The following is a 14,295-nucleotide window of genomic DNA, read 5'->3' on the forward strand; positions in this document are numbered from 1 at the left end:
ACCCTGCGGCCCGCATTGCTTCTTGGGCGTTGCGCCATTAGCTTGAACACCAATGACTTACAGGAGCCGTCACGGATGATCTTCCGCCCTATGACCCGCAAACATCTTTTGCTTGCTACGGCCCTGACGCTGTGTCTCTCGCCTTTGGCTGCCCGCGCAGAAAGTGCCTATGGTGCTTATCTGGCGGCTTGGGTGGCCAGCACCAGCTCTGACTATGCGGCTTCGGTCGATTGGGCGACCCGCGCTTTGGGGGGCGATCCAAGCAATCCGGCGCTGCTCGAAGACCTTGTGCTGTCAAATGTCGGCGTTGGCGATATGCCAAGGGCCGCAAGCTATGCACAAGAGCTGCTTAAGACCGGCTCGAACAGCCAAACCGCCGTGGTGGTGACATTGGCACAAAATGCCAAGGCCGGCGATTTCGAGGCGATTTTGACGCTGGGCAGCAATGGCAGCTCTGCCGGTGCGGTGCTGGATACTTTGGCAAAGGCTTGGGCCAAGCTGGGCCTTGGCCGCATGTCCGATGCGCTGGCCGATTTCGACACATTGTCCAAAACCAAAGGGCTAGAGGCCTTTGGCCTTTATCACAAAGCCTTGGCGCTTGCCTCTGCGGGCGATTACGAGGGCGCTGATAACATCCTGTCGGGCCGCGCGGCGGGCACTTTGGCAGTCAATCGCCGTGGCGCGGTGGCCCAGATCGAGGTGCTAAGCCAGCTTGAGCGCAATGCCGATGCCATCGCCTTTATCGACCGCAGCTTTATTCCGGGTCGCGATCTGGAAATCGACGATATGCGCCGCCGTCTGGTGGCAGGCGAGCCACTGCCCTTTACCGTGGCGCGCAATGCCACAGACGGCATCGCCGAGGTGTTTTACACCATCGCCACCGCTGTGAATAACGAGGCCGTGCCCCCCTATACAATGCTGCACAGCCGCGCTGCCGCTTACCTGCGCCCCGACAACACCGAAGCGATCTTGCTGACCGCAAACCTGCTAGAACAACAGCAGCAATTTGATCTGGCTGTGGCGGCCTATGCCACCATCCAGCCCAGTGATCCGGCGTTTTACATCGCCGAGATTGGTCGCGCCAATGCCACCTATGCCGCAGGGCGCAGTGAAGAGTCGCTGAAGATTTTGCACGCATTGGCCCGCAGCCATGGTGGGCAGATTAGCGTGCAAATCGCCTTGGCGGATGGGCTGCGTCGGGTGCAGAACTTTACCGAAGCCAAGCTGGCCTATGATGCTGCTATCGCTATGCTGCCCAACCCGCCACCGCCAGAAAACTGGCCGCTGTTTTACAGCCGCGGTGTCTGTCTCGAGCGCAGCGGCGATTTTGCCAATGCCGACACAGATCTGCGCCAAGCCTTGGCGATGAATCCGAACGAACCGCAGGTGCTGAATTATCTGGGCTATAGCCTTGTTGATCGTGGCCAAAACCTAGACGAGGCGCTTGGCATGATCCAGCGCGCTGTTGCGGCACGGCCTGACAATGGCGCGATTCTTGACAGTCTGGCTTGGGCCTATTTCCGCCTAGGGCGCTATCAAGAGGCGCTGGCGCCGATGGAGCAGGCCTCGCTGCTAATGGCGGTGGATGCCACCGTCACCGACCATCTGGGCGATGTCTATTGGGCAGTGGGCCGCAAGCGCGAGGCGCAATATCAGTGGCACCGCGCGCTCTCGTTTGACCCCGAAGAAAAAGACGCCATTCGCATTCGCCAAAAGCTGGAGCTTGGCCTTGAAGCTGTGCTTGCCGCTGAAGGCAACGCTTTGATAGATCCTGCCGATGTTCAGAACGGTAACTGAGCAAGCCTTTGCCAAGATCAACCTCACGCTGCACATCACCGGCCAGCGTGAGGATGGCTATCATTTGCTGGATAGCCTGACGGTCTTTACCTCGATCACCGACAAGCTGACTGCCACCCGATCGGGGGTGTTTTCGCTGACTTTGGAAGGCCCATTTGGCCGCGAGATTCCGGCTGATTTCGACAATCTGGTGCTGCGCGCGGCGCGGATGTTCACCCAAAGCCGCGAAGTCGCCTTTACCTTGGACAAACACCTGCCACCGGCCTCGGGCATTGGCGGCGGTTCGGCGGATGCGGCGGCGGCGATTCGGGCAATGCTGCGGCTGTTGCAGATCGAAGACGACCCCGACCATACCGAAGCGGTCTTTGCCAGCCTTGACCGCGCCGCCGTGCTGGCACTTGGGGCCGATGTGCCGGTGTGTCTGTTCTCGCAACCCGCCCGTATGCGCGGGATTGGCAATGATCTGACCATGGTCGATCTACCGCGCGCTTGGATCACGCTGGTCAATCCGCGGGTCGAGGTGCCAACGCCGCAGGTGTTCAAGGCGCTACAATCGAAAACCAATGCCGCCATGCCTGACAGCCTGCCAACATGGCCGAACGCCGCCGCTTTGGCCGAGTGGTTGCAGGGTCAGCGCAATGATCTGGAACCGCCCGCCCGCGCCATCGCGCCGGTGATCTCGGACGTCATCGCGGTTTTGGCGCGGCAATCCGGCGCGCTGATTGCGCGGATGTCAGGCTCTGGCGCCACATGCTTTGCGCTGTTTGCAACCCAAGCCAAAGCCGAACAGGCCGCAAGCCAGATCCGCGCCGCCCATCCGCAGTGGTGGACAGCGGCAGGCGAGGTGTTCCCCGGCGATGCCGCAGCCCAAAGCTGGATCAGCTGATCCGCGCCACCACATAGGCCGCCAGATCGTCCAACATATCGCGCAAAGGATGCTGCGGCAGCGCCTGCAAGGCAGCTTGCGCGCGCCCCGCCCAAGCCAGCGCATCCTTGCGCGCCGCCTCCATCGCGCCGTGCCGCGCCATGATCGCCATGGCTTGCTCTAGATCGCCCTCGGCCTGCTGGCCCTTTTCGATCACCCGCACCCAAAAGGCGCGCTCGGCCGCATCGGCCTGGGCCACAGCCTTGATCAGCGGCAGCGTCAGCTTGCGTTCGCGGAAATCATCGCCGGTGTTCTTGCCAATCGCCGCAGCCGATCCGCCGTAATCCAGCAGATCGTCCACGATCTGAAAGGCAATCCCCAAAGCATCGCCATAATCAAACAAGGCTTGCACCTGCGCGGGCGTGCCGCCTGCAATCTCGGCCCCTGCCTCGGTGGCGGCGGAAAACAGCGCCGCGGTCTTGCCGCGCACCACTTGCAGATAGATCTCTTCCGTGGTGCCCAGATCTTGCGCTGCGGTCAGCTGCAACACTTCTCCCTCGGCAATGGTGGCCGAGGCATTGGCCAGAATATCCAAGACCCGCAGATTGGCGGGTTCGACCATCAGCTGAAACGCGCGTGCAAACAGATAGTCGCCCACCAAGACCGAAGATTTATTATCCCAAAGCAAATTTGCCGTCGGCCGGCCCCGTCTGCGCGCGCTTTCATCAACGACATCATCATGCAGCAGGGTGGCGGTGTGAATAAACTCAACCGTCGCGGCCAGATGCACATGATGGGGGCCCGCATAGCCGAGCAGCCGCGCCGCCGCCAAAACCAGCATCGGACGCAGACGCTTGCCGCCCGCCTCGACCAGATGCGCGGTCACTTCTGGAATGCGCGGCGCGTGTTTGCTGGCCATACGCTCGCGGATCATAATGTTGACCGCCGTCATATCCTCGGCCAAAGCCTCGGCCAATCGGTCGTGCGGTTTTTGTGCAGCCTCTAGGTTCATTCCAGTCCCACTGTCTTCAAGTCTATCGACACGGGGCCCATGTCGCGCATACACCTTTTGCATGAAGCTTTTGATCAGCACAACCGACCCCACCGTGATCGCCTTTGCCCAAGCCCTGCTTGATGGCGAAGGTATAGACAGCTTTCTGATGGACGTCCACATGAGCGCGCTTGAAGGCGGGATCGGATTGTTCCCGCGCCGCCTGATGGTCGCCGATCGTGACCACTTTCGTGCGCGGTCGGTGTTGAAAGATAACGATATTCCGGATGGACAGTAACGGGCAGACGATGGACGATCTGACGCATGACGCCTTTCTTTGCGGCAAGCTGCATCTTTGGCAGCCGCGGCGTGGCTATCGCGCAGCCACCGACCCTGTGTTACTGGCGGCAGCCTGCCCTGCCACTGCCGGCCAATCCGTATTAGACCTTGGCTGTGGCGTCGGGGCCGCAGCGCTGTGTCTGGGCGCGCGGGTGCCGGGGCTGCGGCTGTCTGGGCTAGAGGTGCAAGAACCCTATGCAGCGCTTGCCCGCCGCAACGGCGTGGAAAACGGCATCGGCTTCGAGGTGCATCAGGGCAATCTGCTGGATATGCCGCGCGCGTTGCGGGTGGATTTCGACCATGTCATCGCCAACCCGCCCTATTATCCGGCGCATGGCACCCGCAGCCCCGACATTGGCCGCGCCACCGCGCTGCAAATCGCCGACACGCCGCTGGCCGATTGGGTGCAGGCCGCCACCCGCAGGCTTGCGCCCTTGGGCTGGCTGACGCTGATCTGTGGTGCCGACGGTCTGCCCGAAGTGCTGGCCGCCATGGGGCAAAAGATGGGCTCGACCGCTGTGCTGCCGCTCACCCCGCGCGAGGGGCGGCCTGCGCTGCGAATCCTGTTGCGCGCGCGCAAAACCGGCCGCGGGGCCTTTCGCCTGCTTGCGCCCTTTGTGATCCACCAAGGCCCGGCCCATGACGGCGACCGCGAAAGCTATACCCCCCGCGCCGGCGAGATTTTGCGCAACGGCGCCAGCCTGTCAGAGGAATTCCGCTAATTTTAGCAACACAGGCGCGCCGCTCTGTGAAGATTTGATGACAGCTGCGATTTTTTGTGGTGCACTGAAGATCTCGGATAGATCAACAGGAGGACTTGCATGACCGTCACTTCCCATATCGCCGAACTTAAGAAAAAGCATGACAGCCTGTCAGAGACGGTTGACCGCGCCCAGCGTTCCCCCGGCATTGATGGCCTGCGCATCGCCGAATTGAAAAAACAGAAAATGAAGCTGAAAGAGGAAATCGGCCGCCTTAGCAGCTAGCCGCCTTTGCGCTGGCCCAAGCTGCCAGCGCTGCGCCTGCGGTGATAAGCACTGCCGCGGCCAAGATCGCAACAGAGGGCTCCGCGATCCCAGCGGCCACCAAGGCCAGCGTCGACAGCAGTGGCGCAGCATAAGAGGCGACACCAAGCAATTGGATGTCGCCTCGTTTCATGCCGATATCCCAAGTGAAAAACGCAAGCCCCACCGGCCCCAGACCCAGCGCCAAAACGCTGAACCAGCCAAAGGCGCCCATAGGCAAAAGCGTCGGCTCAATCGCCAGATGCACGCCCAAAGACAACAGCGCCGTCACCAGACAGAACACCGTCACCGATTCGGTTGGCACCGCCCCCAGCCGCTTGGACCCCACCGAATAGCCAGCCCAAGCCAGCGCGCATAAAAACGCCAGCCCCAATCCCGCAGCCGAGGCCCCGCCCGATGGGCTGCGCTGCAACACGATCAGCGCCGCCCCCGCAAAGGCCATCAGCGCCCCCAGCACATGCAGCAGGCCCAACCGCTCGCCCGGCAAAAGGCCCGACAGCAGCACAATAAACAAAGGCCAAAGATAAGCGATCAGCCCGGTTTCGGCCGAAGGCGCCAACCGAAAGGCGGTGAAATACAGCGCGTGATAGCCAAATAAAGCAAGCGATCCAAAGGCATAGACCCGCCAAGACACGCCGCGCAGCACGCCAAACCCGCGCCGCGCCGTCCAGATCAGGCCAATGCCGCCGCCAATCGCGAAACACAGCGCGTTCAGCAAAAACGGCGGCACCGGGGCCGAACCGATGGTGAACAGCGCCAAGAACGACCACATCAGCACGGCCGAAAATCCAATCATTGTCGCCCGATTGCGGCTCATCGCGGTCTCCCTACATCAAAAGGCCCGCCAAGTGGCGAGCCTTTTTCCCAATTTTGGCGCTTGATAGCCCAAAGGGGTTTAGACGACGAACTGACCACCATTCGCCGACAAAGTCGAGCCGGTGATAAAGCCTGCGTCATCGGCGGCCAAGAACACCACGCAGCGCGCGATTTCTTCGGGTTCGCCCAGACGGCCAACGGGAATCTGCGGAATGATGCGCTCGTTCAGCACTTTTTCATCAATCGCCCGCACCATTTCGGTGCCGATATAACCGGGGCAAATCGCGTTCACGGTGATGCCTGCGCGCGCACCCTCGGCGGCCAGCGCCTTGGTAAAGCCCAGATCGCCAGCTTTGGCGGCAGAGTAATTCGCCTGACCCGCTTGGCCCTTTTGGCCGTTGATCGACGAGATGTTGATCACGCGGCCAAATTTGCGGTCGCGCATGCCGCTCCACAGCGGGTGGGTCATGTTGAACAGACCGGTGAGGTTGGTATCCATCACCTCTTTCCACTGCTGCGGCGTCATCTTGTGGAACATCGCATCGCGGGTGATGCCGGCGTTATTAACCAAAACCGCAACCGGACCCAGATCCGCCTCGACCTGCGCGATGCCAGCTTTGCAGGCGTCATAATCGGCCACCGACCATTTATAGGCCGCAATGCCCGTCGCCTCGGTAAAGGCTGCGGCTGCCGCATCATTGCCAGCGTAGTTTGCCGCAACCGTATAGCCTGCGGCCTTAAGTGCCACTGAAACGGCGGCCCCAATGCCCCGCGTCCCCCCCGTAACCAATGCGACCTTTGACATGCGTCCCTCCTCCAAGGTTATGTATTTGTTCTGTTGTTACTAAAAGACACAAGCGGACGCAAGATTGTTGCGCCCGCTTGTGCTGTTATTTATCAAAATTGCCTAGCGCCCTACAGGCCTTCAAGACACATCGCCACGCCCATGCCACCACCGATGCAGAGCGTCGCCAGACCTTTTTTCGCACCCGAGCGCTTCATCTCGAACAAAAGCGTGTTCAAGATCCGCGCGCCCGAGGCCCCGATCGGGTGGCCAATCGCAATCGCGCCGCCGTTGACGTTGACCTTGCTGGTATCCCAGCCCATGTCTTTGTTCACCGCACAGGCTTGGGCAGCAAAGGCTTCGTTCGCCTCGATCAGGTCCAGATCGGCAGCCTTCCAGCCGGCCTTATCCAGCGCTTTGCGGCTGGCATAGATCGGGCCGACGCCCATGATTGCAGGGTCCAAACCGGCAGTCGCATAGGATGCAATCCGCGCCAAAGGCTTCAGCCCGCGCTTGGCCGCATCGGCCTCGCTCATCAGCAGAACCCCCGCCGCGCCATCGTTCAAACCCGAGGCATTCGCCGCCGTGACAGAACCGTCCTTGGCAAAGGCAGGGCGCAGCTTTTGCATCGATTCCAATGTGGCGCCGTGGCGGATGTATTCGTCAGCATCGACCACGATATCGCCCTTACGGGTTTTGATGGTAAAGGCGATGATCTCTTCCTTGAACTTGCCGGCTTTCTGCGCGGCTTCGGCCTTGTGCTGGCTGGCCAGCGCGAAAGCGTCTTGCATCTCGCGGCTGATTTCCCACTGATTTGCAACGTTTTCAGCGGTTTGACCCATGTGATAGCCGTTGAAGGCATCCCACAAACCGTCGCGGATCATGCTGTCGATAAAGGCCATATCGCCCATCTTTTGCCCAGCGCGCAGATGCGCGACATGCGGCGAAAGGCTCATGCTTTCCTGCCCGCCCGCCATGACGATCGCGGCATCGCCCAGCTGCACATGCATCGCGCCAAGCGCCACCGCCCGCAGACCCGAACCGCAAACCTGATTGAGCGACCACGCGCTTGCCTCTTTCGCAAGACCGGCGCGGATATGCGCCTGACGGGCTGGGTTCTGGCCTTGGCCTGCGGTTAGCACCTGCCCCAGAATGGTCTCTGACACTTCGGCCTTGTCGATGCCGGCACGCGCCACGACCTCTTCGATCACCGCCGCACCAAGTTCATGCGCCGGCGTCGTCGCAAAAGCGCCGTTAAAGCTGCCAACAGCCGTCCGTGCTGCTGAAACGATTACCACATTGGTCATGCTCTGTGCCCTCTCCCAAAAGAAATCTGTGCGGGGTCACCCCTCGCTGCCATGCAGCATGACTAGGCAGTGCATAAATGAAAAGCAAGTTTCTTGCGCATAGGTTTTAGCCGGCGTCAGGCCGGTTTCTGTGCAGAGGTCAGCTCGAAGGCTGGTTGCAAGCTGGGCGCGCCGAACAGATAGCCTTGCAAGCAGTCTACCCCTAGCGCCTGTAAAATCTGAGCTTCGGCCTGCGTTTCAACCGCATTTGCAACCGTCACCATATCAAAGCTTTTGCCAATCGACAGCAGGGCACGGGCCAGAGCGTAGCTATGACGGTCTTTATCGACGCCGCGCACAAACTGCGCATCCATTTTCAGAATATCAAAGGCGTAGTCCCGAAAATAGCGGATCGCCAGATGCCCCGAGCCAAAATCATCCAAGGCAAAGGCCACACCCGCGCCCTGAAGTTGGTCCATAAATTGACCAACAATTTCAGGCAAAAGCGTTGCAGAACTTTCGCTGATCTCAAGGATCAACCGCGCGCCAATGTTCGGCGCAACCGACAGCCCGCGCCGCAAGATCTGCACCCAAGGCGCATAACCGATCGAGCGAGCCGACATATTCACTGAAAGCCGCAGCTCTGGCCTCCGCGCCAAGGTTGCCAGTGCCAGCTCTAGCGCCGCGCAGTCGATTTGCCGCCCCAGATCGCGGGTTTCCACCGTGGCCATAAAATCCTTGGCCGGAATCACCCGCCCCGTCTGATCCAGCACCCGGATCAAACCTTCGTAAAAAGCCACGCGTGAGGGGTCGGTTGCCAGCATCACAGGTTGATAGGCAAGCCGCAGGCGCTTGGCGGAAATTGCCTCTTGCACCATCGACAAAGTCTCACGGTCGCCAACAGAAATCGCCACCCCCAAGGGGCTATGATTGCCGCCGCCATAGGCAATGCGGGGTTTCTTACGATCCATGAACATCGCCGCGGCCTTCCTGAATGCGTTTTGGTCCTCAATATTCGACATGTTTGACAGCTTAGGGTAAAAGCGGGCTTAAGCTTTGCGATTTTAGCATCATTCTAACGATAAAGGCGGCGCAATGACCGATCAGCCTTGCCCGTGGTGCGGCAGTGATCCGCTTTATGTGGCCTATCACGACACCGAATGGGGGCGGCCTGTGCGCGACTCGCGCGCGCTGTTCGAATGTTTGATGCTGGAAGGTTTTCAGGCCGGTCTAAGCTGGTTCACCATTCTAAAACGGCGCGAGACGTTTCGAACGGCTTTCGCCGGATTTGCCCCCGAAATCATCGCCGATTGGGGCGAGGCAGAGGTGCAGCACCTGCTGAATAATCCCGGCATCATCCGCCATCGCGGTAAGATCGAGGCCACGCTTGCCGGCGCGCGCGCCTATCTGCGGATCGAGGCCGAAACCGGGTTTTCAAATTTCCTGTGGGCTCTGAACGGGCCAAGGCGCGACAACCGTCTGACCTCTGCCGCCGAGATCCCCGCGCAAACCCCCGTCTCGCAAGCGATGTCCAAGGCGTTGAAGTCGCAGGGGTTTAAGTTCTGCGGCCCCACCATCACCTATGCCTTTATGCAGGCCACGGGCATGGTCAACGACCACCTTGTCAGCTGCCCGCAGCACCACAAATCGGACAGTCCGCCCGCGGTTTGATCTTAATCACCCGGGTTTCGGCATAAAGCGCGTCGTAAATCATCAGCCGCCCCGCAAGCCCTTGGCCTGCGCCGGTAATCTGCTTGACCGCCTCGACCGCCATCATCGCGCCAATCACCCCCGGCAAGGGCGAGATCACCCCCGCCTCGGCGCAGCTGGGCACCATGCCCGCCGCAGGCCGCACCGGAAAAACGCATTCATAACAGGGCGCACCCCGCGCCGGGTCGTAAAGCGAGATTTGCCCCTCCCACTGCGTGATCGCGGCCGAAATCAGCGGCTTGCCCTGTGCGGCACAGATTTTATTCACCAAATAGCGGGTGTCAAAATTGTCCGAGCCATCCAGCACCAGATCATAGTCGGCCAGCAGATCGGCCGCGATTGCCTCATCCAACCTGCGGCGATAGGGGCGCAGGCTGACAAAGGGGTTCAGCGCCTTGATCGCCACCGCAGCCGATTGCACCTTATCCATGCCAATGCGCTGATCGGTATGGATAATCTGGCGTTGCAGATTGCTGCCATCGACCTGATCGTCGTCAATCACGCCAATCACACCCACCCCTGCGGCGGCCAGATATAACAAGGCAGGTGAGCCCAGCCCCCCCGCACCAACCACCAAAACCCGCGCATCCTTCAGCCGCCTTTGCCCCGGCCCGCCGACTTCGCGCAGCATAATATGGCGGGCATAGCGGTCTAACTCGCTGTCGGAAAACGCGCCGGCCTTCGCAGGCTCTGGCTCGGCCTTGCTGCGCAGTGCCGCAAGCCCGCGCCGATAGCCCGCAACCAGCGCGGCCAAGACCCCCAGCACCGCCCAAACCCGCGCATCGCCGCCTGTTGCTTGGCGCAACGGGTTGGCCTCGGGGAAGACCAGATTGGCCAAAATCACCGCCGCCCAAAGCGCCGCGATCATCCCCCAGCGCAACCGCTTGGGCGTCTTCATCGCCCAGCCAATGCCCCAAAGTGCTGCCATCATCGTAAAAACAAGCATCATCCGCGCGACACTCCGGTCGACCCAAACCCACCCGCCCCGCGCGCGGTTTCGTCCAAATCCGCCACCACGGCAAAGCTTGCCTGCACTACGGGGGCCACCACCGCTTGGGCAATGCGGTCGCCGTGCTGCACCACAAAGGCCTCTGCGCTGAGGTTGATCAGCGCCACGCCCAAGGGCCCACGATAATCGCTGTCAATCGTGCCGGGGGTGTTGGGCAGCGTAATCCCCGATTTCACCGCCAAGCCCGACCTTGGCCTTATCTGCATCTCGAACCCCGCCGGAATGGCAACCCGCAGGCCGGTCGGCACCACCACCCGCGCCATCGGTGCAATCACCAACCCCGTCGCGCGCAGATCAGCGGGCAGATTGGCGCAAAGATCCGCCCCCGCCGCCCCTGCTGTCTGATAGGCTGGCAGCGCCACGCTTTGGTCTGCCCAATCTTCCCAAACCACCTGCACCACTGCCATGGCTGATCCTTTATGCAAAGCCTGTGTCAAAGTGCTGGCCTCAATCAGCCAGCGCCGCCGCGATGCGGTCAGCCAAGCGTCGCGCAACGGCATCCTTGGCCATGCGCGGCCAAACCTCTGACCCCGCCTCCGAGATCAACACCACCGCGTTTTCACTGCCGCCCATGATCCCCGTCGCAGGGGACACATCATTCGCCACAATCCAATCGCAGCCCTTGCGCAGACGTTTTGCCGCGGCATAGGTCTCGACCTGATCGGTCTCGGCGGCAAAGCCCACCACCAGGCGCGGCCGCGCATCGCCCTTTGAGACCAGCGCCAAAATGTCGGGATTTTCGGCAAACTCCAAGGCGGGCGCTTGGCCAGAGCCGTCCTTTTTCATCTTTGATCCGCTGGCATTGGCAACCCGCCAATCAGCCACCGCCGCCGCCATCACCGCAACCTCTGCCGGCAAGGCCGCCTGAACCGCCGCCAGCATTTGCGCCGCCGTTTCAACCCGAACCACCCGCACGCCCTCGGGCGCAGGCACGCTGGCTGGACCCGTCACAAATGTGACGTTAGCACCTAGATCCCGCAAGGCTGCCGCAATCGCCGTACCCTGCGCGCCCGAAGACCGATTGGCGATATAGCGCACCGGATCAATCGGTTCGTGTGTCGGGCCTGATGTCACAAGAATATGCCGCCCAGCCAAAGGCCCGCTTTGCAAAGCCGCCGCAATGCTGGCAAAGATCGCCTCGGGTTCCGCCATGCGGCCGATGCCAAATTCGCCGCAAGCCATCTCGCCCGCCTCTGGGCCGACAAAACCCACACCATCCGCGCGCAGCTGCGCCAGATTGCGCTGGGTTGCAGGATGGTGCCACATCCGCAGATTCATCGCAGGCGCCACCAAAACCGACGTATCGGTGGCAAGCAGCAGCGTCGAGGCCAGATCATCCGCCCGCCCTTGCGCCATTTTCGCCAGCAAATCCGCCGTCGCAGGCGCCACCACGATCAGATCGGCCACCCGAGAGAGCTGGATATGCCCCATCTCGGCCTCGTCGGTCAGATCAAACAGCGCCGAGTAAACCTTTTCGCCAGCCAAGGCAGAAACGCTCAGGGGTGTGACAAATTCCGCCCCCGCGCGGGTTAAAACCGGCGTCACCGCCGCCCCTGCCGCCCGTAACAAACGGATCAGCAGCAAAGACTTATAGGCAGCAATGCCACCGCCAATAATCAGAAGGATGCGCTTGCCCTGCATGACGGCTCCTTTCACGCTGGCCTACAGGTGTAGGCGGCGCGAGCGCTAAACTCAACAGGCGAGAGGCAGCTAGATATATTCCATCACATCTGGCGCATGAACCTGAAGGTTTTTGCGCAGCTTGGCATAGGCCGCAGCCTCAAGCTGGCGAATGCGCTCTTTCGACAGCCCCAGTTCCTGGCCCAAATTCTCAAGCGTGCGCGGCACTTCGCGCAAACGCCGCTCGGTGACGATATGGCGTTCACGCGCATTCAGCCCAGCCATCGCCTGCACCAACCAATCGCGCACCTTGGCGCGATCATGGGCAAGCGTGACCTGCTCATCGGCCTGCGGGCTTTCGTCTTCCAGAATGTCGATCCATTCGCGCCCCTCATCCTCGCCCGATTGCTGCGCATTCAAGGATGCGTCAGAGCCCGCCAAACGGCCCTCCATCATCGCAACTTCGGCCAAAGTTACGCCAATTTCTTGCGCCACTTTTTCGCGCAACTGGTGCTGATCCAAGCTCTCACCGCGCGCCTGCGCCTCGCGCTCCAGCTTGGCCTGCACGCGCTTCAGATTGAAAAACAACGATTTTTGCGCCGAGGTGCTTCCCGTGCGCACCATCGACCAATTGCGCATCACATAGTCTTGGATGCTCGCCTTGATCCACCAGACCGCATAGGTCGAAAACCGCACGCCGCGGTCTGGGTCAAACTTTTCCGCCGCCTTCATCAGGCCCAAGGAGGCTTCTTGGATCAGATCATTCATCGGCGCGCCATAGCGGCGAAACTTTGACGCCATCGAAATCGCCAGCCGCATATAGGCGGTGATCAACCGATGCAGCGCGGCTTCGTCCCGATGATCGCGCCAAGCATAGGCAAGGCGCAGCTCGGTTTCGGCGTCCAGCAATTCAGCGGCTCGCGCCTGCCGCGAAAGGGTTTGATCCGTCGTCCCGTCAAAGGCCATCGCTTCCCCCAGATCCGCCCGTGCGGTTGTTTAACGGGCTTTCAAGGGATACGCGGCAGAGCGGCGGTTGGATCACTGTATCAGACCAAGAATTTTCAAGGGCGACTCTGCTGCCTGCCATCAAGGCCCGTGATACAAGGCCACACAAATCAGCGTTTTATCTTTACCAACCCGCGCCCTAAGCTGGCTTAAACAGCCAAGGAGCCCCCATGCACGACCCCTATACCCTTGTCATTGGCGACCGAGCCTATTCCAGCTGGTCGCTGCGCGGCTGGCTGATGTTCGATGCTTTTGGCATTCCGGTCACAACCCTGCGCGCCCAGCTTTACACCGACGAGCTGCCAAAGCTGCTGCGCGACTTTGCCCCCGCCAAAACCGCCCCAACCATGCGCACGCCCGATGGTGTGGTGGTGCCTGAAACCATCGCCATCGCCGAAGAGCTTGCCTCGCGTCACCCAGAGGCCGGGCTTTGGCCCAAAGATCCGCGCGCCCGCGCCGTGGCCCGCGTGCTTGCCGCCGAAATGCATGCAGGCTTTACCGCACTGCGCAGCCACTGCCCGATGAACCTGCGGGTTTCCTATACGGACTGCGCGCCGCCACCCGAGGTTTTGGCCGATTTGCAGCGGCTTGAAACCATCTGGTCTTGGGCGCAGCAGCAGACCGGCTCCACGCAATGGCTGTGCGGCGATTACAGCGCGGCGGATGCGATGTTCGCCCCCGTTGCCGGCCGAATCGCGGGCTATAACCTGCCGGTCGGGCCAGTGTCGCAGGCCTATCTTGCGGCCCATCTGGCGCATCGCCCGTTTCGGCAATGGCGCGCCATGGGCATGGTTGACGGCCCCGACCAAGCATTTTACCGCCGCCCCTACCCCACCCGCGCTTGGCCCGGCCCCGTCCCGCTGGCCGCCAAAGCTGTCGAAGGCACCACAGCCGAGAACACCGCCTGCCCTTATTCCGGCGCGCCCATCACCGATGTGCTAGAGCTAAACGGCCGCCGCTTTGGCTTTTGCAACACCTTTTGCCGCGACAAAACCGTCGCAGACCCAGAAGCTTGGCCGAAATTCATGAAAATTTACCAATCGTAAAC

16 protein-coding genes are annotated in these 14,295 nt (G+C 61.1%); 7 read left to right on the forward strand and 9 right to left on the reverse strand.

Annotated features, from left to right (window positions below; translation table 11 throughout):
- Window positions 1-75 precede the first annotated feature (75 nt).
- Together V7Q10_RS04630 and V7Q10_RS04635 are read left to right on the forward strand one after the other, a co-directional pair.
- On the forward strand, window positions 76-1,797 hold the full coding sequence (locus V7Q10_RS04630; RefSeq protein ID WP_333867881.1) for a tetratricopeptide repeat protein: 1,722 nt from the start codon (window positions 76-78) through the stop codon (window positions 1,795-1,797).
- Window positions 1,778-2,683 (forward strand): 4-(cytidine 5'-diphospho)-2-C-methyl-D-erythritol kinase, encoded by a 906-nt coding sequence (locus V7Q10_RS04635; protein WP_333867882.1) that lies wholly within the window; start codon window positions 1,778-1,780, stop codon window positions 2,681-2,683. The genes V7Q10_RS04630 and V7Q10_RS04635 overlap by 20 nt, the downstream gene beginning before the upstream one ends.
- Here the strand turns inward: V7Q10_RS04635 and V7Q10_RS04640 are convergent.
- Window positions 2,676-3,674, reverse strand: coding sequence for a polyprenyl synthetase family protein (locus V7Q10_RS04640; RefSeq protein ID WP_333867883.1), 999 nt, complete (start codon window positions 3,672-3,674; stop codon window positions 2,676-2,678). The genes V7Q10_RS04635 and V7Q10_RS04640 overlap by 8 nt on opposite strands.
- Window positions 3,675-3,735: 61 nt before the next feature.
- Between V7Q10_RS04640 and V7Q10_RS04645 the strand changes: the two genes are divergently transcribed.
- The 3 genes from V7Q10_RS04645 to V7Q10_RS04655 all read left to right on the forward strand — a co-directional run bounded on the left by V7Q10_RS04645 (window position 3,736) and on the right by V7Q10_RS04655 (window position 4,978).
- Window positions 3,736-3,951 (forward strand): putative signal transducing protein, encoded by a 216-nt coding sequence (locus V7Q10_RS04645; RefSeq protein ID WP_333867884.1) that lies wholly within the window; start codon window positions 3,736-3,738, stop codon window positions 3,949-3,951.
- Window positions 3,941-4,714, forward strand: coding sequence for a tRNA1(Val) (adenine(37)-N6)-methyltransferase (locus V7Q10_RS04650; RefSeq protein ID WP_333867885.1), 774 nt, complete (start codon window positions 3,941-3,943; stop codon window positions 4,712-4,714). Before V7Q10_RS04645 ends, V7Q10_RS04650 begins: the two co-directional genes overlap by 11 nt.
- A gap of 99 nt (window positions 4,715-4,813) precedes the next feature.
- The gene (locus V7Q10_RS04655) at window positions 4,814-4,978 is read left to right on the forward strand and encodes a YdcH family protein (RefSeq protein WP_333867886.1); all 165 of its coding nucleotides are present in this window, start codon (window positions 4,814-4,816) and stop codon (window positions 4,976-4,978) included.
- On the opposite strand, the gene yddG is transcribed toward V7Q10_RS04655, so the two are convergent.
- From yddG to V7Q10_RS04675, 4 genes are all read right to left on the reverse strand, one after another.
- On the reverse strand, window positions 4,968-5,834 hold the full coding sequence (yddG, locus tag V7Q10_RS04660) for an aromatic amino acid exporter YddG (protein WP_333867887.1): 867 nt from the start codon (window positions 5,832-5,834) through the stop codon (window positions 4,968-4,970). The two genes, V7Q10_RS04655 and yddG, sit on opposite strands and share 11 nt — an antisense overlap.
- A 78-nt stretch (window positions 5,835-5,912) precedes the next feature.
- The gene (phbB, locus tag V7Q10_RS04665) at window positions 5,913-6,638 is read right to left on the reverse strand and encodes an acetoacetyl-CoA reductase (protein WP_333867888.1); all 726 of its coding nucleotides are present in this window, start codon (window positions 6,636-6,638) and stop codon (window positions 5,913-5,915) included.
- 110 nt (window positions 6,639-6,748) lie between these two features.
- The gene (locus V7Q10_RS04670) at window positions 6,749-7,924 is read right to left on the reverse strand and encodes an acetyl-CoA C-acetyltransferase (protein ID WP_333867889.1); all 1,176 of its coding nucleotides are present in this window, start codon (window positions 7,922-7,924) and stop codon (window positions 6,749-6,751) included.
- A gap of 116 nt (window positions 7,925-8,040) precedes the next feature.
- Entirely contained in the window at window positions 8,041-8,880 is an 840-nt protein-coding gene (locus V7Q10_RS04675) for an EAL domain-containing protein (RefSeq protein ID WP_333867890.1), read from the reverse strand.
- A 118-nt stretch (window positions 8,881-8,998) separates the two neighbouring features.
- Between V7Q10_RS04675 and V7Q10_RS04680 the strand changes: the two genes are divergently transcribed.
- Window positions 8,999-9,574 carry a DNA-3-methyladenine glycosylase I gene (locus V7Q10_RS04680; protein ID WP_333867891.1) on the forward strand — a complete coding sequence of 192 codons (576 nt, stop codon included), beginning with the start codon at window positions 8,999-9,001 and terminating at the stop codon, window positions 9,572-9,574.
- Here V7Q10_RS04680 and V7Q10_RS04685 read toward each other — a convergent pair.
- The 4 genes from V7Q10_RS04685 to V7Q10_RS04700 form a co-directional block, all read right to left on the reverse strand.
- Window positions 9,528-10,562: a HesA/MoeB/ThiF family protein gene (locus V7Q10_RS04685; protein ID WP_333867892.1), complete on the reverse strand. Its 1,035-nt coding sequence runs from the start codon at window positions 10,560-10,562 to the stop codon at window positions 9,528-9,530. The two genes, V7Q10_RS04680 and V7Q10_RS04685, sit on opposite strands and share 47 nt — an antisense overlap.
- Entirely contained in the window at window positions 10,559-11,029 is a 471-nt protein-coding gene (gene dut / locus V7Q10_RS04690; RefSeq protein WP_333867893.1) for a dUTP diphosphatase, read from the reverse strand. Before dut ends, V7Q10_RS04685 begins: the two co-directional genes overlap by 4 nt.
- Before the next feature lie 40 nt (window positions 11,030-11,069).
- Window positions 11,070-12,263 (reverse strand): bifunctional phosphopantothenoylcysteine decarboxylase/phosphopantothenate--cysteine ligase CoaBC, encoded by a 1,194-nt coding sequence (gene coaBC, locus V7Q10_RS04695; RefSeq protein ID WP_333867894.1) that lies wholly within the window; start codon window positions 12,261-12,263, stop codon window positions 11,070-11,072.
- 69 nt (window positions 12,264-12,332) lie between these two features.
- Entirely contained in the window at window positions 12,333-13,208 is an 876-nt protein-coding gene (locus V7Q10_RS04700) for an RNA polymerase factor sigma-32 (protein WP_333867895.1), read from the reverse strand.
- 209 nt (window positions 13,209-13,417) lie between these two features.
- On the opposite strand from V7Q10_RS04700, the gene V7Q10_RS04705 reads away from it, so the two are divergent.
- A complete protein-coding gene (locus tag V7Q10_RS04705) occupies window positions 13,418-14,293 on the forward strand; it encodes a glutathione S-transferase (RefSeq protein ID WP_333867896.1) in 876 nt (291 codons plus the stop codon).
- Window positions 14,294-14,295: the final 2 nt, after the last annotated feature.

Origin of the sequence: Cypionkella sp. (assembly GCF_036782355.1) — a bacterium.
Taxonomy (GTDB): Bacteria; Pseudomonadota; Alphaproteobacteria; order Rhodobacterales; family Rhodobacteraceae; genus Cypionkella.